The following is a 20,609-nucleotide window of genomic DNA, read 5'->3' as shown; positions in this document are numbered from 1 at the left end:
TCGTCGATTGTGGATTCGGCGAAGCACTTTCAGGTCGGCGTACCTCTTGAGCATCCCCCATTCAGTCCCCTCTCCCTTCGGGAGAGGGCTAGGGTGAGGGGCTTTTGATTCTCCCGCCTTTCGTCACTATCCCCAAATATTCCTTGCCCGCCCGCGCCCGTTTCGGTTATCAATTTGTACATGATTAGACAGGTACGATTTGACAAGAAACAACGGGTGGTCGACGAGCTCGTCCGGCGCATCGAAAGCGGCCTCATGGAGGACGGCTTTCTGTTGCCCGGCGAGCATCAGTTGGCTCAAGAATTCAACGTCAGCCGTGGCACGTTGCGCGAAGCGCTGGCCGAACTGAAACGGCGCAATTACATCGCCACACAGAGTGGCGTCGGCTCTATCGTCACCTTCGACGGTGTCGCCCTCGACCAGCGTAGCGGTTGGGCGCAGGCGCTGGCCGACAGCGGGGCGCTGATCAACACCGAAGTGTTGCGTCTGGAAGCCGTGACCCGGCCCGATCTGCTGGCGCGCTTCGGCACCGACCAATTCATCACTCTTGACCGGCGTCGCCGCTCCACTGCAGGCACGCTGGTGTCCCTCGAACGCTCTTTGATGCCGGCTACTGGCGGCCTGGAAAGCCTGCCGCGCGTCGGTCTGATCGACAATTCCCTGACCATCACCCTGGCCGCCTACGGCTACATTGGTGAGCGCGGCGATCAATGGATCGGCGCCGAACCGTTGAATGCCGAGGACGCCGAACTGCTCGGCCGCCCGCAAGGCACTGTTTTCCTCAAAGCACTGCGTACCACCTACGACCGGCAGAACCGTTTCATGGAGCAGGTCGAAAGCCTGCTCGACCCGGTGCATTTCCGTCTGCACCTGCAATTTGGAGAATCGAAATGACCGCGCTCAACCGTGCCCTTGGTGCGTTTTATGGCCTGGCCCTCGGCGACGCGCTGGGCATGCCGACGCAATCGCTGAACCGCGAAACCATCAAGACCCGTTTCGGCACGATCACCGATTTGCAGGACGCCGGTCCCCTGCAGCCGATCGCCGCGAACATGCCCAAAGGCTCGATCACCGATGACACCGAGCAGGCGATTCTGGTTGGCGAGTTGCTGGTCGAGGGCAAGGGCCGCATCGAACCGGCGATCCTCGCGCAACGCTTGATCGAGTGGGAAGCCGAGATGCAGGCCAAGGGCTCGCAGGACTTGCTCGGGCCATCGACCAAACGCGCGATCGAAATGATCCTCGCCGGCCATTCGCCGGAAGAAGCCGGGCGCTATGGCACCACCAACGGCGCGGCGATGCGCATTACGCCGGTGGGGATCGCGGCAGATGTCGCCGATCCCGAGCGCTTTATCTCGGCGGTGGTGCAGGCCTGCCAGGTCACCCACAACACCACGCTGGGGATTTCCAGTGCGGCGGCGGTGGCGGCGGTGGTGTCTGCCGGGATCAATGGCATGGACCTGGGCGAGGCGTTGAACCTCGGTCAGCAAATGGCTCTGCGAGCGGAAGCGCATGGGCACTGGGTCGCTGGCGGCCGCATTGCTTCACGCATCAGTTGGGCGCGCACCATCAGCGTCGATAGCGACAAGGCACTGCTGGCCGATCTGCTCTACGACGTGATCGGCACTTCGGTGGCGTCGCAGGAGTCGGTGGTGGTCTCGTTCGCGCTGGCGCAGCAAGTCGCGGTCGGTGAGATGAGCGCGTTTGAAGCGCTGTGCATGGCCGCCAGCCTTGGCGGTGACACTGACACCATCGCGGCGATTCTTGGCGCGATGCTCGGGGCCTGCCTGGGTCTTGAGAGCTGGCCGGTGCCGATGATCGACACAGTGAAAGCGGTCAATCATCTGGAGCTTGAGCCATTGGTGCAGGGGCTTTTGGCCTTGCGCTGACAGGGCTGACGCTTTCGCGAGCAAGCTCGCTCCCACATTGGATTTGTGGCGTTCACATAACCTCTGTGGGAGCGAGCTTGCTCGCGAAGGCCGCACCGCAAATCTTGAATATTCACCCGCAATGGATCGCGCAGACAGGCCGAGGACGGCCGGGATGTCTAGTCGTTCTGCATCATTGCCACAACCACAAAAAAGGCAAACAGGAGCACCTTCATGAGTTCATCAACCGCCGGGCAAAGCGCCGGGCAACTGGAAACCCGCGGCATCGAACCAGTGCCGGAAGCCGAGTGCAACGGCCATCCGCTGCAACTGTTCTGGGTCTGGTTCGCCGCCAACATCTCCATTCTCGGTCTGCCATTGGGTGCCACGCTGGTTGCGTTTCGCGGCTTGGCGATCTGGCAAGCGATCATCGTTGCAATCATCGGTGCCGCCGGTTCGTTCGCGGTGGTCGGGATCATTTCGATTGCGGGTCGGCGTGGCCGCGCGCCGAGCCTGACCTTGTCGCGAGCGATCTTCGGCGTGCGCGGCAATATCGGCCCGACGCTGGTCTCGCTGATGTCGCGTCTCGGTTGGGAAACGGTCAATACCACCACCGCGGCATTCGTGCTGTTGTCGCTGTGCTCGATCCTGTTCGGCTCGCCGGTCGAAGCGAAAAATGCTCCGGTACTGACGCTGATCTTCATCGCCATTTTCGTCCTGCTGACCTTGTCGGTGTCCGGCCTCGGCCACGCGACCTTGCTGGTCATCCAGAAGTGGGCGACCTACGTGTTCGGCGCGCTGAACATTCTCGTCGGCGGCTTCCTCTGCGCGACCATCGACTGGAGCGCGGTGTTCAACGCCACGCCCGCGCCGATGAGCGCCATGATCATCGGCATCGGCACCATGGCCGCCGGCACTGGCATCGGTTGGGCCAACGCTGGCGCCGACATGTCGCGCTATCAGCATCGCAGCGTCAAAGCCGTGCGTCTGGTTGCATCCGCTGCATTCGGTGCGGGCATTCCGCTGGTGTTGTTGATCACCCTCGGCGGCTTGTTGTCGGTGGGCAATAACGACCTCGCCTCGGCGACTGATCCTATCGTGGCGATCCGCGACATGCTGCCGACGTGGATGGCGGTGCCGTATCTGATCACCGCGTTCGGTGGCCTGTTGCTGTCGAACAACCTGTCGGTGTATTCCGCCGGTTTGACCACGCTGACGCTGGGTCTGAAGGTCAAACGCGTTTACGCGGTGGTGGTCGACATCGTCGCGATCTTCGCCGGTTCGATCTACTTCATGCTGATTGCCGACAGTTTCTACGGCCCGTTCATTACCTTCATTTCCCTGCTGGCGGTGCCGATCACCGCGTGGGTCGGGATCTTCGTCGTCGACCTGATTCACCGTCACTACTACAGCCCCAAGGACCTGCTCGACGTCAGCCCGAGCAGCGCCTACTGGTATCGCGGCGGCATCGAGTGGCGTGCATTCGGCGCGTGGGCGATTGCCATCGTCCTTGGCTTCAGCTTCACCACCATCGGCACCACCGCCGAAAACGTCTGGTTCAAAGGTTTCCTGTCTGATTCGTGGCTGGGCCACAACGGCCTCGGCTGGATCGTGACCTTCGTGGTCGCTGGTGGGATTTACTGTGTACTGGGCGGGGCGAAAGATCGCCGCGCCGCGCAAACCGAGAATGCTCATGCCTAAGATGTTGCACACCGGCCAGGTCATCATCGACCTGGTCATGGCCGTGGATAAATTGCCGCAGATTGGCGGTGACGTGCTGGCGCAGTCGGCCGGTTTCGAAGCGGGTGGCGGTTTCAACGTGATGGCGGCGGCGGTGCGCAATGGCCTACCGGTGGTCTATCTCGGTCGGCATGGCAGCGGGCGTTTCGGCGATCTGGCGCGTCAGGCCATGAACGATGAAGGCATTCAGATCGGCATCCGCGAGCCAGCGCCACGCGACACCGGTTTGTGTGTGGCGCTGACCGATGCATCAGCCGAGCGCAGTTTCATTTCCTATATCGGCGCTGAAGGCGAGGTAACGGAAGCGGACCTGAACAGCGTCGCGGCCGAGGCCGGCGATTACGTTTATCTCAGCGGCTACAGCCTGCTCCACGAAGGCAAGGCGCAGGCGTTGCTCGACTGGACATTGGCATTGCCGAAGTCGATCAACGTGGTGTTCGATCCCGGCCCGCTGGTGGAATCGCCAGATTCGCCGATGATGCGGGCATTGCTGCCGCGCATCGATGTGTGGACCAGCAACAGTGTCGAGGCGCTGCGGTTTACCGGGGCTGAGAATATTGGCGTGGCGCTGGATCGTCTCGCCGAACACTTGCCCGAAGACGTGTTGATGGTGGTGAGGGATGGGCCGCAGGGTTGCTGGATTCATCAGCGCGATGAGCGTCGACATGTACCGGGTTTTGCGGTGAAAGCGCTAGACAGCAACGGCGCCGGTGATGCCCATGCCGGAGTGTTTATTGCCGGATTGGCGCAGGGTTTGACCGCGCATGAAGCGGCTCGCCGGGCGAATGCGGCAGCGGCTATCGCGGTGACGCGCTGGGGGCCGGCGACTTCACCGGGTGCGGCTGAGGTGGATGCGTTTATCCGCGAGTCCGGCGGCGCCTGATAGATAGCTTTCGCGAGCAGGCTCGCTCCCACATTTGAAATGTATTCCAATGTGGGAGCGACGGTGCGACGATTCGACCTGCTCGCGAAGGGGCCATTAGTTTCAACACAAAATTCAATGCTGGACACCGCCCGCCGCATCGGCAGCGAGCGGCTTCATCACTACTGCAGATCCAGCTTGCGCGCCGCCTCAACGCCAGCGGCACTGAGTTTGATCGGCAGGTTCAACGAATGTTCGCCAGCCTCGTTACAGGTCACATGCCCGTGGTGAATCAGTCCACGATCCTGCAAAGCGGCGAGAGCGCTGGCCACGACTTTCTCGCCCCGGTAATTGTCCAGCACCTCCTTGCCCAGACCACTCGGATGAGCATGCAGCAGGCGGGTGAGGACTTCTTTTTCCAGGTTTTTATCGACGTTCATGGTTACCTCTTCATTGGGTTGAACAGGACGCTCGCGTCGGCGAACTACTGACCGGAGCCTTCGGAACCGGAGCCACCGGTGGTGGTTTTCGAGCCGACGCCGGGGCCCGCGTTGTCTGGGGTGGCGGGGGCGTCGGGGGTATTCATGCCGCCCTGACGACCCGGGTCACTGCCCTGCGTGCGCGGGTCGGTGCCGGTGGCGGGAGGCTGATTGATCAGGGGTACGCCGGAGCCATCGGTGTTCATGCCGGGGGCACTGTTGATGGCGGGGGCGCGTGGCGGGGTCGGGTCGGTAGGGCCGGTGCCCGCAGCGGTGGCGGATGCGGCGAAAACCGCAGGGCAGAGCAGGGCGCTGAATACGAAAGCGGTCAACCTTGACGGGATCATAGGGCTTCTCCAGTGATTGGAATCCTTACCTGTCTTTGGTCTGCCCGCTGATCGGATTGGTGCCTGATGAACGACGAACGGTCTGGATCGCCTGTACGGTTTTGGCATTGAGCCGACGCCAGAGCAGGCGGCCAAGCGTGATCAACCAATTGGCCAATGCCACGATCAACACCGTCAGCAGCAGCGTGCTCATGCCGTGCTCGACGATGATTTTCCCGGCCAGTAACGGGAAACCAAACACACCGATAAAGTACGAAAGACTGAACAGCAACAAAGCCTGCGATGTAGTACCGGCTGGTGCTTCGTTGGCGGCGAGGCCATTGATCACCGAATAGGTCAGGCCATAACCGACGCCGAGCATCAGTGCCGCTAACAGATAGCTGAATCCGCTGTGCACACCGAACGCGAACAGCACGATCGAACCCAGCATCAGCCCCGACAGCAGGCACGATGCGCGCAAAGGATCACGCTTGACGACATATCCGGCGATCAGCATCCGACTGCTGATGGCCGCGCTCATGAAACCGAGAAAGAACAACGAATAGTCCAGCGAGCGGGCAGCGGCATAGCTTGTCTGGAAGCTTGAGAGACCCCCGAATACGCAACCGCCGAGACCGACCATGATGATCGCAAACACGGCGCGAGAACCGAGCACCTGAGTCGTTGCCTGCCAGGTGATGCTCGCCGCTGCAGTAGCTTGCGTACCTTTCAGTCGAGCGCCGAGACGCCAGAACAGCAGCACGCCAATCAAACTCGCCAACGCCGCCAGATAAAACGCCGAGGTCACTGGCAAACCCAACGCACTCGCCGCGCGCCCCAGCAACGGGCCGCTGCCGATCCCGGTCATCATGCTGCCCGACAGCAGCGCAAAGTACTTCGCCCGCTGCGCCGGCGTCACCAGACTGGCAACGATGATCGGCCCCAAAGTGTAGAAAACGCCCCAGCCCAAACCCAGCAACAAACCGAACGACAGCAGCAGATGACCAAAGCCCGGTGTCAACGCAAAACCCAGACTTGCCGCCACCAGTAACAGTCCAAACAGCGCAATCGAACGCGCCGCGCCGAGCCAGTCCGACAAATGCCCGGACACCAGCACCGCGACAAACGTACTGACCATCGCTGCCGAAATCACACTGCCGGCATCATGTTCATTGCCGCCGCGAGAACCGATCAACAGCGACAACAAAAACGTCGAGCCATATGACAGTGACAACAGATAACTGGCGAGGCAGAACAGGCCGAACAGCTTGCCTGAGACCTGGGGTGTTGCTGGCGACATGACACGGTTCCTTGACCGAAAAATTCAGCGTCATCTGTTTAACACGGCGGGCCGGCGGATTAGGTCCGAGGTTGGCGAAGTCAGGATCACTGTGCGCCGGAGTAACGCTCAGACGATGCCGATTTCTTCCTTGAACAGTTCCATGAAACCCTTCAGGCGCTGATGACGGACTTGCGCCAGCCGCTGGCCGGCGACGGTCTGGAATCCGTCGGCGAGGTGCAACAGCTTGGTCTGGAAATGATCGAGGCAAAAACGCTTGTCGTCGTAATCGCGTGCTTTCGCTTCGGGATCCTGCGGATCGTACAGCGCCGAGCCCATGCGCCCGGCGATGTAGAACGTGCGGGCGACGCCGAGCATGCCCAAGGAGTCGAGCCGGTCGGCGTCCTGGACGATTCTCGCTTCGAGGGTGAGTGGGGTGATATTGGCGGAGAAGCTGTGGGCTTCGATGGCGTGGGCGACGGCTGTGATTTTTTCGTCGGGCCAATTCATTTCGGCGAGCAGCGATGAAGCCTTTTCTGCCGCCAGACGCGAGGCTTGCGCGCGCAGTGGCGAGTTCTTCTCGACAGCCACGCAATCGTGCAGCAGCACCGCAGCGAGTAATACCTCCAGATCGCCGCCTTCTTCTTCATGCAACATACGCACGTTGTGCCAGACCCGCTGGAGATGGGCGAGGTCGTGAGCGCCGTCATCGGACGGTTCCAGAGCGTGCGGCAGTAACTCTGCTGCCAGTGCCGCCACGGGTGTAAAACTATCTAAGTTCATAAGCATCCTTTCAGATTGTCGAAGTCCCTGTGGGAGCGAGCCTGCTCGCGAAGAGGCAGTATCAGTCACCGCAATGTCACTGACAGTGCGCTTTCGCGAGCAGGCTCGCTCCTACAGGGAACTGCAGTGTTTGCAACATTGCGCAGGGTAGTGTGTGTTTTGCCATGTGACGAGCGCCGCCCACGGCCTTAGTATGGCGTTTTCCTTTCCGACAAGGCCCGTCCATGACGATCGACATCCGCCCGGCGACCCCCAGCGATGCTCCGCAAATTCTCGCCTTCATCACTGAACTCGCCGATTTCGAAAAGGCCCGCCACGAAGTCATCGCCAGCGTCGCCGACATCGAACGCAGCCTGTTCGGCGAGGGTGCAACGGCCCACGGCCTGATCTGCCTGCGTGATGGTTTGCCGATCGGTTTCGCGGTGTTTTTCTTCAGCTATTCGACCTGGCTCGGCAGCAACTGCCTGTACCTCGAAGACCTCTACATCACCCCGGAGCAACGCGGCGGCGGTGCCGGCAAAACCCTGCTGCGCCACTTGGCGAAAATCGCCTGCGACAACGACTGCGGCCGCTTCGAATGGAGCGTGCTGGACTGGAACACGCCGGCGATCGAATTCTACAAATCCCTCGGCGCGCAACCTCAGGAAGAGTGGGTGCGCTACCGCATGGATGGTCAGGTCCTGCGTGAGTTTGCCGAGGGCTGAACACAATGATGGCAATCCGGCAGTAATTCGATTGTCGCCAGCGCTCTAGTCCGGCATTCTACGCGCCATTTTTGCGCGCTCACGGACGACACCTGCAATGCCTCTGGCACAATTTCTCCACGCCCGTGGAGCCTTCGCTGCGTCAACGAGTGACCGGCGATGAGCGGACTACGGGCGTCAATGCGTCTGTATGGCCTGGTGAAAAATTCAGGTTCGAGCGACAACCTCCAGCGTCAACCGGTCGACATTCTGTGCATGACAGATCGCACGGGCGGCAACGCCATTCGTGCGTTCGTGTCACGCCTTGATGCCGAGTTGATGACGCGCAGTGCCGGGCTCGCCGAGTACCGCGTGATAGCGCTGCGCACCTTCGATCCGACGGCGTTTATCGACGCCCATCAAGGCTGGCTGATGCTGCACATTTGCTGTGGTTTCGTTGCCCCTGCCGAGCATTCGTTGCTCAAGGACGGCGGGTTGATGCCGATGGGCTGGTACGTCTATTCCGAGATCGGCCAGTGGACGGCCCAGCATCATCTCGACCTCGGCGCACAAATGGCCGAACTGCTGCAATCGACTTACGAGCGTAATCACTTGCGCAACTACAACGCCTGGCTCAACGAACTCGACGACGCCTCGCCGGCCGAACTGGCCTGGCAAACCGCCGAAGCCTGGCGACACCTGCAAACCGCCGTATCACCCGACAGCCGTAAGCATTGCCACGCCCTGTTCGACCCCGTCGACAACCGCTGGCGCTTCGCCGCGACCGACATCGATATTCATCAGCCGCACCCGGAACCCCTGAAGCAAGGAGCTTTGAATTGAGTGGTAAACCCTGATATGGCAGGAGAGAATGCGGCAAGCCTGGAACCTTTGGCTAAAAGAGACGCGGGGAGCGTTGAATTAACCAAGCCAGAAGATAAGTGCGCCAAAATCATTGCGATCAGCATGAAGAAAGTCTTCATTTTGTTTGTCGGTGGTGCGGGAGACCAGGAAAGTTACTACCTCAGTGGGCCGAACTGGAACGTGAGTCATGTTCGAACTAAAGTAGAGGCTGATGCTGCAGCGCTATGCTATTTGTCGAAGTGCGACATGAAAGCACTGGCTTATAATAAATTCCTGACCGATGAGGACCTGGCCAAAAATGTATTGGTTGAAGTTCCTGATAAAACCACGCCTGTTTATATCATAGGACACAGTTTGGGCGGTTGGAACGGCGCACACCTCTCCAGTGTTTTGACCGATAAGGGTTACAAGGTCAAAATGCTGATAACGATAGATCCCGTGGGGCAAGGAAAGATCGTATATGGTATTTCAACCATTTACAGGCGAAAACCTGAGCAAAAGGCGGAGTTCTGGGTAAATATCCGTGCGGATAAAATAAAGAATCGAGACATATCTGATACTGTCGCGGACTTTGGTGAACAATGGGAAATAACTTCAGGTCCTGATGTCAGTGGCCGAGTTGATGTCAATCACGCGGATGCGGATGTCATGTTCGATAAAAAACTGGATGGGGGTAAGTCCGCTCGCCAGCTGTTGGCAGACTCTATACTTGGCTATCTAAGGGAGAAATAGACTTTGAATAGATTTTTGTTGGCGCTTGCCCTATTGCTTTGTTGCTCATGTTCCTCGAATCATGGCAGGCCAATTGCCGCTCTTGATTACAGAGCGGTTTCACTTAGCTCGAGCGGAAGTTCGTTCTTCATCGGTTTCTCAAGTCATACCGATTTGTTGGGGTTGTTCCAGTCTAAAATTGGCGAGGAACTGGTTTGCACCTTGGGCCCTGATCTAGATTTTTCTATAGGTCATTATCAGAAGCTCTACGGCAACGGTATCGTTGAGGTGAGTGAAAACCCGTCGAAAGGAAAGTATATCGCCAGAGTTATTTTTAAAGAGACCGGAGAAGTGCAGGGTAAGGAACGTATTCTTGATGGTAATGGGTTGCGCGGAGCTTTAATGGCGAATGATTTCGTTGTGTGTACATTCAGAGTGCATACAACAAAATATAAAACCTACTTTTCGGAATTCATGCGTATTCCTTCCGAAGATTTTTTAAAAGAACTCGATGGCTTGGAGTGATGAGTCAGTTGTTTTGTGCTTTGGATAAATAAGCCGAATTATTGTTCCGGGATCAAGCTTTATATTGGGCGGATGATCTTGAATATTCATTTCAACAGTTGCAACCGTGTGTGATTCAGGAGGAACACCGCTAATGAATCGAAACATCTACAAGGTTTTATTGATTGCCGGTTTTTTATTGTGTTCATCTTGCCTGCACCTCAATGTCCCACCCGCAAGGCTTGAGTTTGTCTCGATCAATCACCAGATATCTTCCGCTTACGACCTGCGTTTCACCTCCGACCGAAACCTCATTGACCTGTATGAGGATCATGGTCGGCGAGGTCAGATTGGTACGTGGATCCATTGCTCGTTGAATGGCGACGCAGATTTTTCCATCGAACATGAAATCGTTCTGGAGGCATCGGGAATCGTCAGCGGCATGCGCTTGATCGAAGGCGATCGTCGCTATGAGATGTTCGCGAATATCAGTGTCGAGAATCACGCCGTCAATGACGGCCGTAATCACATTAGACCGGTTGAGTTGGTGCAGATCCTCAATCCGCAGGAATACATTCCGTGCAAGGTGGTGATCACCGCGTTCCCGTTCGTGGCGTATTACTCGAAAGTCATGTACATGCCCACGGCGCGGTTCATTGCTGCGATAGAAAATCCTCGCGTGGCGCCCGCGCGTATTTCGCTTGAACAGTCCGACCGACCAAGGTCGTTGCTGCCTTTTGCCTCAGTGTGCATCGTTCGCTGGCGCTATGACCTGGCGCTGGGATATGACCAGATTGACAGCCTCGGACTCTGTAGCGACGTACCCTATGCCGGCATGCTGGCCTCGTTTGCACCGAACAACACGAAGCTGAAGGTTGTTTCAGGTTCAGAGGAAAACCCGGCGCCCTTCGCGGCGTACACCATTATTCGCGCTGACGGACGCCGGGAGCCTGGAATAACTGACGACAAGGGCCACACACATGAGGTGGGATCCAGCGAGTACGAAACAGTGAGGATCCTGATCAACAACAATCTGGATGTCGTTCAGCGCTGGACAAAATGGACCGATACCATCCCACAATATGAGATGTAAAATTACATATTGAGATTTTCCGTCTGAGAGGTCTATAGTCCTTCGCACTCACTGCCAAAAACAAAACAGGTGAAGCGATGCTGGCGCAATTGATCGCGCTCGATTGGGGGACGACCTCATTACGTGCTTACAAACTCGCGGCGGGCGGCGTGGTACTGGAGCAGCGCGCGCTGTCCTCCGGGATCATGCAGTTGCCCAAGACGCCGCGAATCATCAACGGTCGCGAATGCACCGATGGTTTTGAATTGGCTTTCGACGAGGCCTGCGGCGACTGGCTCGATGCCCAGCCGGATCTGCCAGTGATCGCTTGCGGCATGGTCGGCAGTGCCCAGGGCTGGCGTGAAGCGGCCTACTGCGAGACGCCGGCGAACGTCGCCAATCTCGGAAACTCCCTACAAACAGTTGTCAGTCTGCGCGGCACCGTGGTGCATATCGTGCCGGGCGTGATTCAGCGCTCGCGCCTGCCGAACGTGATGCGTGGCGAAGAAACCCAGGTCCTCGGCGTTTTGCAGAGTCTGCCGGTCGAGGCGGGCAATGATCTGCTGATCGGTCTGCCGGGCAGTCACTCCAAGTGGGTGGAGGTGGTCGACGGCTGCATCACTCATTTCGATACTTTCATGACCGGCGAAGTGTTCGCTGTGCTCAGCGAGCACAGCATTCTTGGCCGCACTCAACAGCAAGGCGCGGCGTTCGATGCTCAGGCGTTTGACCGCGGCGTGCAGGTTGCGCAGTCGGCGGACGGTGAGTTGGGCGTGCTGTCGACTTTGTTCAGCGCTCGTACTCTGGGCCTGACCGGCGAACTGAGTCCGACCGCGCAGGCGGATTATCTGTCCGGCCTGATGATCGGCCATGAACTGGCGGCGCTCGCTGCGGCTCAGCGGCGCCGTCGCAACAACCGCAATCTCCCTTCGGTCATCCTCATCGGCAACGCGCAGCTCTGTGCACGCTACAGCCGCGCCCTCGACGCCTGTGGCTTCAGCAACGTGACGCTGGCCGAACAGGCCACCGAGCGTGGTCTGTGGCAACTGGCGCTGGCCGCCGGACTGATCGATTCCTCATCCCGTTAACCCTGACTGGAGGCCTGACATGCTCAAGCAAGCATTGGCGCAAAACGGTCTGATCGCGATTCTGCGTGGCCTGCATCCGCAGGAAGCTGGCGCTGTCGGAGAAGTCCTGTATGCCGCCGGATTTCGCGTCATCGAAGTACCGCTCAATTCCCCTTCGCCGTACGAAAGTATCCGCATCCTGCGTAAGGCTCTCCCCGCCGATTGCCTGATCGGTGCCGGCACGGTGCTGACGCCGGAGCAGGTCGAGTTGGTGAAGGAGGCCGGCGGCCAAGTGATCGTCATGCCGCACAGCGATGCCAAGGTGTTGCGCGCGGCGAAAGCGGCGGGGCTGTTTCTGTCGCCGGGTGTTGCCACGCCAACGGAAGCGTTCGCGGCGCTGGCGGAGGGCGCGGACATTCTCAAGCTGTTCCCGGCCGAGCAGATGGGCCCGGCGGTCGTCAAAGCCTGGCTTGCGGTGTTGCCATCCGGGACGGTGCTGGCGCCGGTTGGCGGCATCACGCCGGACAACATGCAGGCGTTTATCGACGCCGGTGTGAAAGGTTTCGGTCTCGGCTCCGGGCTGTTCAAACCGGGCATGACGCCGGAGCAAGTGGCGGTGAATGCCAAGGCTTATGTGGCCGCGTGGAAGGCCCTTCGCTAAGACTTTCTGGCGCTGCGTGCGCTGCATCTAATAAGAGCTGCATTTACAAGAAGAGAGCAGAGATGAAAATCACCAAACTCACCACCTTCATCGTTCCGCCGCGCTGGTGCTTCCTCAAGGTCGAAACCGACGAGGGCGTGACCGGTTGGGGCGAGCCTGTGGTCGAAGGCCGCGCGCACACTGTGGCGGCTGCCGTCGAAGAATTGTCCGACTACCTGATCGGCAAAGACCCACGCAATATCGAAGACATCTGGACCGTACTCTATCGCGGCGGTTTCTACCGTGGCGGCGCGATTCACATGAGTGCGCTGGCCGGTATCGATCAGGCGCTGTGGGACATCAAGGGCAAGGCGCTCGGCGTGTCGGTGAGTGATCTGCTCGGTGGTCAGGTGCGCGACAAGATTCGTGTGTATTCGTGGATCGGCGGCGATCGTCCGGCCGACACCGCGCGTGCGGCGAAAGAGGCGGTGAGCCGTGGTTTCACGGCGGTGAAAATGAACGGCACCGAAGAACTGCAATTCCTCGACACCTTCGAAAAAGTCGATCTGGCGCTGGCCAACGTCGCCGCAGTGCGTGACGCGGTCGGGCCTAACGTCGGCATCGGCGTCGACTTCCACGGGCGGGTGCACAAGCCGATGGCCAAAGTGCTGATGAAGGAACTCGACCCGTACAAGCTGATGTTTATCGAAGAGCCGGTGCTCAGCGAAAACTACGAAGCCCTGAAAGAACTGGCACCGCTGACCAGCACGCCGATTGCCCTCGGCGAGCGTTTGTTTTCGCGTTGGGACTTTAAACGCGTGTTGAGCGAAGGTTACGTCGACATCATCCAGCCGGACGCCTCGCACGCCGGCGGCATCACCGAAACCCGCAAGATCGCCAACATGGCCGAAGCCTACGACGTGGCGCTGGCGCTGCATTGCCCGCTGGGGCCAATTGCGCTGGCGGCGTGTTTGCAATTGGACGCGGCTTGTTACAACGCGTTTATCCAGGAGCAGAGCCTGGGCATCCATTACAACGAGAGCAATGACTTGCTCGATTACGTGAAGGATCCGCGGGTGTTCGATTACGACAAAGGGTTCGTGAAGATTCCGAACGGACCGGGCTTGGGTATCGAGATCAACGAGGAATATGTGATCGAGCGCGCGGCGGTCGGCCATCGCTGGCGTAATCCGATCTGGCGCCATGCCGATGGCAGCTTTGCCGAGTGGTGATTTGTCTCTGACACACCACAATCCCCTGTGGGAGCGAGCTTGCTCGCGAATGCGGCAGGTCAGTCACATTGATGCCGGATGTGCCGCCGTCTTCGCGAGCAAGCTCGCTCCCACAGAGTGCAGTGCAGGCCTCAGGCCGACCTCAATAAACATAAAAAGAGGCTCTCCCCATGCAACCGCAAACCCTCACCGGGCAGGCGTCTTTAGTCACGCCCAGTCGCAAGCGGTTTTTCATCATGGTGTTGCTGTTCATCACCGTGGTCATCAACTACCTCGACCGCAGCAACCTGTCGATTGCCGCGCCGGCGCTGACCAGTGAGTTGGGCATCGATCCGATTCACGTCGGTCTGATCTTTTCCGCGTTTGGCTGGACCTATGCCGCCATGCAGATCCCCGGCGGCTGGCTGGTCGATCGCGTGCCACCGCGTATTCTCTATAGCGTCGCATTACTGCTGTGGTCGATTGCCACGGTGATGCTCGGTTTCGCGGCCAGTTTCATCGCGTTGTTCGTGCTGCGCATGGCGGTCGGTGCGCTGGAAGCACCGGCCTATCCGATCAACAGTCGCGTGGTGACGACGTGGTTTCCCGAGCGTGAACGCGCCACGGCCATCGGTTTCTATACCTCCGGGCAGTTTGTCGGTCTGGCGTTTCTCACTCCGGTGCTGGCCTGGCTGCAACACGAATTCGGCTGGCACATGGTCTTCGTCGCGACCGGTGCCGTCGGCATCATTTGGGCGGCGATCTGGTACGCGGTGTATCGCGAGCCACGGGATTTCAACGGTGCCAACGAGGCGGAAATCGACCTGATCCGTGAGGGCGGTGGTCTGGTCGATATTCAGCAAGAGTCGGCCAAGGTCAAAGCCAAGTTCAGCTGGACCGACTTGGGCATCGTGCTGACCAAACGCAAATTGTGGGGCATCTACCTCGGCCAGTTCTGCCTGAACTCGACGCTGTGGTTTTTCCTGACGTGGTTCCCGACCTATCTGGTGAAGTATCGCGGCATGGACTTCATCAAGTCTGGCCTGCTGGCGTCGCTACCGTTTCTCGCCGCATTCGTCGGCGTGCTGTGTTCGGGGTTCTTTTCCGACTTCCTGATTCATCGCGGCTACACCGTGGGTTTCGCGCGCAAGTTGCCGATCATTGGCGGCTTGCTGATTTCCACCTCGATCATCGGCGCCAACTTTGTTGAGTCGACGCCGCTGGTGATTGCCTTTCTGGCGCTGGCGTTCTTTGGCAACGGTCTGGCCTCGATCACTTGGTCGCTGGTGTCGACCTTGGCGCCGGCACGTTTGCTCGGGCTGACCGGCGGGGTGTTCAACTTCATCGGCAACCTGTCGGCGATTGCTACGCCGATCGTTATCGGCTTCCTCGCCAGCGGCGATTCGTTCGCGCCGGCGATCACCTATATCGCGGTGCTCGCATTGATTGGCGCCTTGTCCTACGTGCTGCTGGTGGGCAAGGTCGAGCGTATCGAGTTGTAGTGGTCTGCGTCGGGCGACCATAATGCCGCCCGTTCCCTCGCTCAACGGTAAAGGCTGGATATGCAGGAAGACGCTCCGGAAAAAACCAAGGACGCCGCGCCCACCGGCACGCAAACACTGTTGCGCGGCCTGGGTGTAGTGCAAGCGGTGGCCAGTGGCGCCCGCGATCTCAAGGAGATTGCCCGGCTGATCGGCACCACTCGCAGCACCACCCATCGTCTGGCCAGTTGTCTGGTCGATGAACGCTACCTGCGCGTGGTGCCGCAAGTCGGTTACCTGCTCGGGCCGAAGCTGATCGAACTAGGGTTTCAGGCGCGCGAAGAATTGCCGCTGGTGACCCTGGCCGGGCCGTATCTGGACGAATTGTCGGCATTGACCGGCGACACCGTGCACTTAGGGATTCGTGAAGGCGATGAGGTGCTGTATCTGCTGAAAAATCCGGGGCGCAATGGCCCGGAAATGCGCTCACGGGTCGGCCATCGCATGCCGCTGGCACGCACCGGGATCGGCAAGGCTTTGATGCTCGATGATTCGCCGAAAGATTGGCAGCGGCTGTACGACATCAGCCTGCCGGCGGGTGGCAAAAGTCAGTTCTGGCCGCAGCATCCCCAGCAATCGTGGGAACAGCTTGAGCAGCGCATGACCGAGTACGTCGCCGGTGGCTACGCGTTCGATCTGGAAGACAACGAACCGTCGATCCGCTGTGTGGCGGCGCCGATTCGCGATGCGAGCAAAGGCATTGTCGCGGCAATCAGTATCGCCAGCACCGTGCCGTACATGCCGCTGGAAAAAATGGCCGAGCTGATTCCCCTGATCAAAGGGGTCACAGCCCGGCTCTCGGCGGAGCTAGGTCTGAAGGTTTAAACCTTGAGCGTCGCCATGTCGATGACGAAGCGGTACTTCACGTCACCGGCAATCATCCGGGCGTACGCCTCGTTGATCTGGCGGATGTCGAGCATTTCAATGTCGCAGGTGATGTTGTGCTCGGCGCAGAAATCCAGCACTTCCTGGGTCTCAGCGACGCCACCGATCAACGAACCGGCCAGCACGCGACGGCTCATCACCAGTTTGCCGGCGTGTACCGGCGGATCAATCGGCTCGATCAGGCCGACCAGAATGTGCACACCGTCGAAACGCAGGGTGTCGAGGTACGGGTTGAGATCGTGCTGCACCGGAATGGTGTCGAGCAGGAAGTCGAAGTAACCGGCAGCGGCTTTCATTTGTTCGGCATCGGTGGACACGATCACGTGATCGGCGCCCTGACGACGACCTTCTTCAGCCTTGCTCGCCGAGCGGGTGAACAGCGTGACTTCCGCGCCCATGGCCTTGGCGAACTTGATGCCCATGTGGCCCAGACCGCCCATGCCGAGAATCCCGACCTTGTCACCGGCCTTGACGCCGTAGTGCTTGAGCGGCGAGTAGGTGGTGATGCCGGCGCAAAGGATTGGCGCAGCGCTGGCCAAAGCCAGTTTCTCCGGGATGCGCACCACGAAGTGCTCGCTGACGACGATGCTGTCCGAATAACCGCCCATGGTGTTGCTGCCATCGACCCGATCCGGGGTCGCGTAAGTCATGGTCGGGCCTTCGAGGCAATATTGCTCAAGGTTCGACTGGCACGCTTCGCAGGTGCGGCACGAGTCGACCATGCAGCCAACGCCGACCAGATCGCCTACTTTGTGTTGAGTGACATTCGCACCGATCGCGGTGACTTTGCCGACGATCTCGTGGCCCGGCATCAACGGGTAAACGGCGATACCCCATTCGTTGCGCGCCTGGTGGATATCGGAGTGGCAGACGCCGCAGTAGAGAATCTCGATCGCCACGTCGTCGGCACGCGGGCTGCGGCGTTCGAATTTCATCGGGGCGAGGGGCGTGGTGGCCGATTGGGCGGCATAGCCGATGGCGGTGTACATGTGAAACCTCGCAAAAGCAGGAACAAGTGAGGCGGCGCATTCTGGGCGTCGACTGACGGTCCGGCCATGACGATTCCTCCGGGTCTCATGCCTAATCCTCCGGCATGCGGGTTTGATCGGTCGCATTGGCAAAAGGATCTGCCATGATGTTTTCATCCCTTATTTTCGTGATTTTTTGTGAAGAACAATTCGATGCAATTGACCCGTCATCTTGATGCCAATGCCCGGCTGGTTTCGCTGATCGAACCGCTGGCGCTGCGCGACGGTTATTCCCCGACCGGTTTGCCCGGTGTGCAGGTGTTGCGCGCCAGTTGCGACGTCGCCCGTGGCCCGCACATTTACGAGCCGAGCCTGATGATCATCGCTCAGGGCAGCAAACTGGCTTTTCTCGGACCTCGGACGATGGAGTATGGCGCTGGGCATTACCTGATTCAGGCGCTGCCGGTGCCGTTCGAGTGCGAAACCTTTGCCTTGCCGAATGCGCCGTTGCTCGGCGTGTCGGTGGCGATTGATCGGGTGTTGCTCGGGGAATTGGTGCTGGCCATGGGACTGGCGCCGGGGCGGCATATTCCAGCACAGACGCCGGAGTCGATGACCTCGGTGGTGCTCGACGATGATATGCGCGGTTGTGTCGAGCGGCTGTTGAGCTGTCTGCACGATCCGCTGGAATGCCAGATTCTCGGACCGGCGCGGGTGCGTGAGTTGTTGTTCGTCGCGTTGCGCGGGCCGCAGGCGGACGTCTTGCGCGCGCTGGTCGAGCAGCAGGGGCAGTTTGCGCGAGTGGCGGCGTCGATCAGTCATCTGCATGCGCATTACACCGAGCCGTTGAATGTTGAGACCCTGGCCGGTTGCGCGAACATGAGCGTGTCGACGTTTCATGAGCATTTCAAACGCAGCACGTTGTTGTCGCCGGTGCAGTATCTGAAGCGTTTGCGCTTGTTGAAGGCGCAGACGTTGCTGGTGGCGGAAGGCTTGGGGGTGGCGCAGGTGGCGCATCGGGTCGGGTATCAGAGTACGTCGCAGTTCAGCCGCGAGTACAAACGCTACTTCGAGCGCAGCCCGGGTGACGAGCGCGCTGCCTGAGTCGACGATAATCCCCACAGTTGTTTTGTGGTGTTAGAGGAATTGTGGGCGACAAAAAGGCCCCCAAATCGGGAGCCTTGATGTTCAGCGGTTCGACTTACATATTCGGATAAGTCGGGCCGCCAGCGCCTTCCGGCGTGACCCAGGTGATGTTCTGCGAAGGGTCCTTGATGTCACAGGTCTTGCAGTGCACGCAGTTCTGGGCGTTGATCTGGAAGCGCTTCTCGCCGTCTTCCTTGGTGATCACTTCGTAGACGCCGGCCGGGCAATAACGCTGCGCCGGTTCGTCGTACAGCGGCAGGTTCTTGCTGATCGGGATGCTTGGGTCGGTCAGCTTCAGGTGGCACGGCTGTTCTTCTTCATGGTTGGTACCGGAGATGAACACCGAGCTGAGTTTGTCGAAGCTGAGTTTGCCGTCCGGCTTCGGATAGTCGATCTTCTTGCAGTCCGCCGCGAGCTTGAGGCAAGCATAATCCGGCTTGGTGTCGTGCAGGGTGAACGGCAGTTTGCCGCCGAAGATGTTCTGATCCAGCCAGTTGAAACCACCGCCGACGATGGCGCCGAACTTGTGGATCGCCGGGCCGAAGTTGCGGCTGGCGAACAGTTCGTCGTAGAGCCAGCTCTTCTTGAACGCGTCCACGTAGGTGGTCAGTTCTTCAGTGCCGTCCTTTTCCGCGAACAGTGCGTCAGCCACCGATTCTGCGGCGAGCATGCCGGATTTCATCGCGGTGTGGCTGCCTTTGATCTTGGCGAAGTTCAGGGTGCCGAGGTCGCAACCGATCAGCGCGCCGCCCTTGAAAACCATTTTCGGCAGCGAGTTCAGGCCACCTTTGCAGATCGCGCGGGCGCCATAGCTGATGCGCTTGCCGCCTTCCAGGTACTGCGCCAGCACTGGGTGATGCTTGAGGCGCTGGAACTCGTCGAACGGCGACAGGTAGGTGTTGCTGTAGGAAAGATCGACGATCAGACCGACTACGACCTGGTTGTTTTCCAGGTGATAGAGGAACGAGCCGCCGGTGTTCTCGGTGCCCATGATGTCCAGCGGCCAGCCGGCGGTGTGCACCACCAAGCCTGGCTGGTGCTTGGCCGGGTCGATTTCCCAGATTTCTTTCAGGCCGATGCCGTAGTGCTGGGCGTCGGCATCGCTGTCGAGGTTGTAGCGCTTGATCAGCTGTTTGCCGATGTGGCCACGGCAGCCCTCGGCGAACAGCGTGTATTTGCCACGCAGCTCCATGCCCGGGGTGTACAGGCCTTCCTTCGGATTGCCCTCGCGGTCGACGCCAAGATCACCGGTGATGATCCCGCGCACCACACCTTGCTCGTCGATCAGCGCTTCTTGAGCGGCGAAGCCTGGGTAGATTTCTACGCCGAGGTTCTCGGCCTGCTGCGCGAGCCAGCGGCACAGGTTGCCGAGGGAAATAATGTAGTTGCCTTCGTTGTGCATGGTCTTGGGCACAAAGAAATCAGGAATTTTCTGCGCGCTGTCGGCGTTTTTCAGCACGAAAATGTCATCGCGGGTGACTGGCGTGTTCAGCGGCGCGCCGAGTTCTTTCCAGTCCGGGAACAGTTCGTTCAGAGCGCGTGGTTCGAACACGGCACCGGAGAGGATGTGTGCGCCGACTTCGGAGCCTTTTTCGACCACGCAGACGCTGATTTCCTTACCGGCTTCGGCGGCCTTCTGCTTCAGACGGCAGGCGGCGGACAGGCCAGCGGGGCCGGCACCGACGATGACCACGTCGAATTCCATGTATTCGCGTTCCACAGGCTATCTCCTACTCAAGGCTCAACAGTTTTTTTTCTAATTTGGAGGTTCGGTGTCGATCCGTTATTGCCTTTACGTTAACGTCAAGGGTAATAATGGGCAAACCACCTTTCTCTCTAGGCGGCGCATTATATCTACACCACTCCGAGCGTCCAATACAAACGTTTGTTTGAATCGGCTCCAGCCCAGAGAAATCAAAGAAGCGCGGCTTATGAATGGTCATTTTGCTGTATTGACCGGAATAGGCGTTCCGGTCAAGA

Annotated in this window: 21 protein-coding genes; 15 read left to right on the top strand and 6 right to left on the bottom strand. The window is 59.3% G+C overall.

What is annotated here, in order from left to right:
• Positions 1 to 180 precede the first annotated feature (180 nt).
• From A8O26_RS25015 to A8O26_RS25000, 4 genes are all read left to right on the top strand, one after another.
• The gene (locus A8O26_RS25015) at positions 181 to 894 is read left to right on the top strand and encodes a GntR family transcriptional regulator (protein WP_064120358.1); all 714 of its coding nucleotides are present in this window, start codon (positions 181 to 183) and stop codon (positions 892 to 894) included.
• Entirely contained in the window at positions 891 to 1,889 is a 999-nt protein-coding gene (locus A8O26_RS25010; protein WP_064120357.1) for an ADP-ribosylglycohydrolase family protein, read from the top strand. Before A8O26_RS25015 ends, A8O26_RS25010 begins: the two co-directional genes overlap by 4 nt.
• A 213-nt stretch (positions 1,890 to 2,102) precedes the next feature.
• Positions 2,103 to 3,569 carry a purine-cytosine permease family protein gene (locus A8O26_RS25005; protein WP_064120356.1) on the top strand — a complete coding sequence of 489 codons (1,467 nt, stop codon included), beginning with the start codon at positions 2,103 to 2,105 and terminating at the stop codon, positions 3,567 to 3,569.
• Entirely contained in the window at positions 3,562 to 4,491 is a 930-nt protein-coding gene (locus A8O26_RS25000; RefSeq protein WP_064120355.1) for a PfkB family carbohydrate kinase, read from the top strand. The genes A8O26_RS25005 and A8O26_RS25000 overlap by 8 nt, the downstream gene beginning before the upstream one ends.
• A 161-nt stretch (positions 4,492 to 4,652) precedes the next feature.
• Here A8O26_RS25000 and A8O26_RS24995 read toward each other — a convergent pair whose 3' ends face one another.
• The 4 genes from A8O26_RS24995 to A8O26_RS24980 all read right to left on the bottom strand — a co-directional run bounded on the left by A8O26_RS24995 (position 4,653) and on the right by A8O26_RS24980 (position 7,337).
• Positions 4,653 to 4,910, bottom strand: coding sequence for a hypothetical protein (locus tag A8O26_RS24995; RefSeq protein ID WP_016986009.1), 258 nt, complete (start codon positions 4,908 to 4,910; stop codon positions 4,653 to 4,655).
• A gap of 44 nt (positions 4,911 to 4,954) precedes the next feature.
• Positions 4,955 to 5,296, bottom strand: coding sequence for a hypothetical protein (locus A8O26_RS24990; RefSeq protein ID WP_007908306.1), 342 nt, complete (start codon positions 5,294 to 5,296; stop codon positions 4,955 to 4,957).
• 25 nt (positions 5,297 to 5,321) lie between these two features.
• On the bottom strand, positions 5,322 to 6,575 hold the full coding sequence (locus tag A8O26_RS24985; protein ID WP_064120354.1) for an MFS transporter: 1,254 nt from the start codon (positions 6,573 to 6,575) through the stop codon (positions 5,322 to 5,324).
• A 108-nt stretch (positions 6,576 to 6,683) separates the two neighbouring features.
• The gene (locus A8O26_RS24980) at positions 6,684 to 7,337 is read right to left on the bottom strand and encodes an HD domain-containing protein (protein ID WP_064120353.1); all 654 of its coding nucleotides are present in this window, start codon (positions 7,335 to 7,337) and stop codon (positions 6,684 to 6,686) included.
• A gap of 224 nt (positions 7,338 to 7,561) precedes the next feature.
• Between A8O26_RS24980 and A8O26_RS24975 the strand changes: the two genes are divergently transcribed.
• The 10 genes from A8O26_RS24975 (at position 7,562) to A8O26_RS24930 (ending at position 16,455) form a co-directional block, all read left to right on the top strand.
• Positions 7,562 to 8,041: a GNAT family N-acetyltransferase gene (locus A8O26_RS24975; RefSeq protein ID WP_038364457.1), complete on the top strand. Its 480-nt coding sequence runs from the start codon at positions 7,562 to 7,564 to the stop codon at positions 8,039 to 8,041.
• Between the two features lie 159 nt (positions 8,042 to 8,200).
• A complete protein-coding gene (locus A8O26_RS24970; RefSeq protein WP_064120352.1) occupies positions 8,201 to 8,863 on the top strand; it encodes a hypothetical protein in 663 nt (220 codons plus the stop codon).
• On the top strand, positions 8,864 to 9,616 hold the full coding sequence (locus A8O26_RS24965) for an alpha/beta hydrolase (protein ID WP_367600779.1): 753 nt from the start codon (positions 8,864 to 8,866) through the stop codon (positions 9,614 to 9,616). It begins immediately after the preceding gene.
• 3 nt (positions 9,617 to 9,619) lie between these two features.
• Positions 9,620 to 10,120: a hypothetical protein gene (locus A8O26_RS24960; protein WP_064120350.1), complete on the top strand. Its 501-nt coding sequence runs from the start codon at positions 9,620 to 9,622 to the stop codon at positions 10,118 to 10,120.
• A gap of 133 nt (positions 10,121 to 10,253) precedes the next feature.
• A complete protein-coding gene (locus A8O26_RS24955) occupies positions 10,254 to 11,192 on the top strand; it encodes a hypothetical protein (RefSeq protein ID WP_064120349.1) in 939 nt (312 codons plus the stop codon).
• A 77-nt stretch (positions 11,193 to 11,269) separates the two neighbouring features.
• Positions 11,270 to 12,259, top strand: coding sequence for a 2-dehydro-3-deoxygalactonokinase (locus A8O26_RS24950; RefSeq protein ID WP_064120348.1), 990 nt, complete (start codon positions 11,270 to 11,272; stop codon positions 12,257 to 12,259).
• A 19-nt stretch (positions 12,260 to 12,278) separates the two neighbouring features.
• A complete protein-coding gene (locus A8O26_RS24945) occupies positions 12,279 to 12,899 on the top strand; it encodes a 2-dehydro-3-deoxy-6-phosphogalactonate aldolase (protein ID WP_064120347.1) in 621 nt (206 codons plus the stop codon).
• 62 nt (positions 12,900 to 12,961) lie between these two features.
• On the top strand, positions 12,962 to 14,110 hold the full coding sequence (gene dgoD, locus A8O26_RS24940; RefSeq protein WP_007908327.1) for a galactonate dehydratase: 1,149 nt from the start codon (positions 12,962 to 12,964) through the stop codon (positions 14,108 to 14,110).
• A 170-nt stretch (positions 14,111 to 14,280) separates the two neighbouring features.
• A complete protein-coding gene (locus A8O26_RS24935) occupies positions 14,281 to 15,591 on the top strand; it encodes an MFS transporter (RefSeq protein WP_064120346.1) in 1,311 nt (436 codons plus the stop codon).
• A gap of 60 nt (positions 15,592 to 15,651) precedes the next feature.
• On the top strand, positions 15,652 to 16,455 hold the full coding sequence (locus A8O26_RS24930) for an IclR family transcriptional regulator (protein WP_034155326.1): 804 nt from the start codon (positions 15,652 to 15,654) through the stop codon (positions 16,453 to 16,455).
• Here the strand turns inward: A8O26_RS24930 and A8O26_RS24925 are convergent.
• Positions 16,452 to 17,504 (bottom strand): NAD(P)-dependent alcohol dehydrogenase, encoded by a 1,053-nt coding sequence (locus A8O26_RS24925; protein WP_007908332.1) that lies wholly within the window; start codon positions 17,502 to 17,504, stop codon positions 16,452 to 16,454. The two genes, A8O26_RS24930 and A8O26_RS24925, sit on opposite strands and share 4 nt — an antisense overlap.
• A gap of 192 nt (positions 17,505 to 17,696) precedes the next feature.
• Between A8O26_RS24925 and A8O26_RS24920 the strand changes: the two genes are divergently transcribed.
• Positions 17,697 to 18,587 carry an AraC family transcriptional regulator gene (locus tag A8O26_RS24920; RefSeq protein WP_053122530.1) on the top strand — a complete coding sequence of 297 codons (891 nt, stop codon included), beginning with the start codon at positions 17,697 to 17,699 and terminating at the stop codon, positions 18,585 to 18,587.
• Between the two features lie 97 nt (positions 18,588 to 18,684).
• Here the strand turns inward: A8O26_RS24920 and A8O26_RS24915 are convergent, their stop codons facing one another.
• Positions 18,685 to 20,349 carry an electron transfer flavoprotein-ubiquinone oxidoreductase gene (locus A8O26_RS24915; RefSeq protein ID WP_064120345.1) on the bottom strand — a complete coding sequence of 555 codons (1,665 nt, stop codon included), beginning with the start codon at positions 20,347 to 20,349 and terminating at the stop codon, positions 18,685 to 18,687.
• Positions 20,350 to 20,609: the final 260 nt, after the last annotated feature.

It is taken from the genome of Pseudomonas fluorescens (assembly GCF_001648775.1).
In the GTDB taxonomy this organism is placed as follows: Bacteria; Pseudomonadota; Gammaproteobacteria; order Pseudomonadales; family Pseudomonadaceae; genus Aquipseudomonas; species Aquipseudomonas fluorescens_M.
The sequence above is the reverse complement of the archived record's forward strand: the minus strand, read 5'-3'. Positions and strand labels throughout refer to the sequence as shown.

Bases quoted from the DNA above. Each gene is read 5' to 3' on its own strand.
- A8O26_RS25015 (WP_064120358.1), top strand. From the start codon at position 181: ATGATTAGACAGGTACGATTTGACAAGAAACAACGGGTGGTCGACGAG.
- A8O26_RS25010 (WP_064120357.1), top strand. From the start codon at position 891: ATGACCGCGCTCAACCGTGCCCTTGGTGCGTTTTATGGCCTGGCCCTC.
- A8O26_RS25005 (WP_064120356.1), top strand. From the start codon at position 2,103: ATGAGTTCATCAACCGCCGGGCAAAGCGCCGGGCAACTGGAAACCCGC.
- A8O26_RS25000 (WP_064120355.1), top strand. From the start codon at position 3,562: ATGCCTAAGATGTTGCACACCGGCCAGGTCATCATCGACCTGGTCATG.
- A8O26_RS24995 (WP_016986009.1), bottom strand. From the start codon at position 4,910: ATGAACGTCGATAAAAACCTGGAAAAAGAAGTCCTCACCCGCCTGCTG.
- A8O26_RS24990 (WP_007908306.1), bottom strand. From the start codon at position 5,296: ATGATCCCGTCAAGGTTGACCGCTTTCGTATTCAGCGCCCTGCTCTGC.
- A8O26_RS24985 (WP_064120354.1), bottom strand. From the start codon at position 6,575: ATGTCGCCAGCAACACCCCAGGTCTCAGGCAAGCTGTTCGGCCTGTTC.
- A8O26_RS24980 (WP_064120353.1), bottom strand. From the start codon at position 7,337: ATGAACTTAGATAGTTTTACACCCGTGGCGGCACTGGCAGCAGAGTTA.
- A8O26_RS24975 (WP_038364457.1), top strand. From the start codon at position 7,562: ATGACGATCGACATCCGCCCGGCGACCCCCAGCGATGCTCCGCAAATT.
- A8O26_RS24970 (WP_064120352.1), top strand. From the start codon at position 8,201: ATGAGCGGACTACGGGCGTCAATGCGTCTGTATGGCCTGGTGAAAAAT.
- A8O26_RS24955 (WP_064120349.1), top strand. From the start codon at position 10,254: ATGAATCGAAACATCTACAAGGTTTTATTGATTGCCGGTTTTTTATTG.
- A8O26_RS24950 (WP_064120348.1), top strand. From the start codon at position 11,270: ATGCTGGCGCAATTGATCGCGCTCGATTGGGGGACGACCTCATTACGT.
- A8O26_RS24945 (WP_064120347.1), top strand. From the start codon at position 12,279: ATGCTCAAGCAAGCATTGGCGCAAAACGGTCTGATCGCGATTCTGCGT.
- dgoD (WP_007908327.1), top strand. From the start codon at position 12,962: ATGAAAATCACCAAACTCACCACCTTCATCGTTCCGCCGCGCTGGTGC.
- A8O26_RS24935 (WP_064120346.1), top strand. From the start codon at position 14,281: ATGCAACCGCAAACCCTCACCGGGCAGGCGTCTTTAGTCACGCCCAGT.
- A8O26_RS24930 (WP_034155326.1), top strand. From the start codon at position 15,652: ATGCAGGAAGACGCTCCGGAAAAAACCAAGGACGCCGCGCCCACCGGC.
- A8O26_RS24925 (WP_007908332.1), bottom strand. From the start codon at position 17,504: ATGTACACCGCCATCGGCTATGCCGCCCAATCGGCCACCACGCCCCTC.
- A8O26_RS24920 (WP_053122530.1), top strand. From the start codon at position 17,697: ATGCAATTGACCCGTCATCTTGATGCCAATGCCCGGCTGGTTTCGCTG.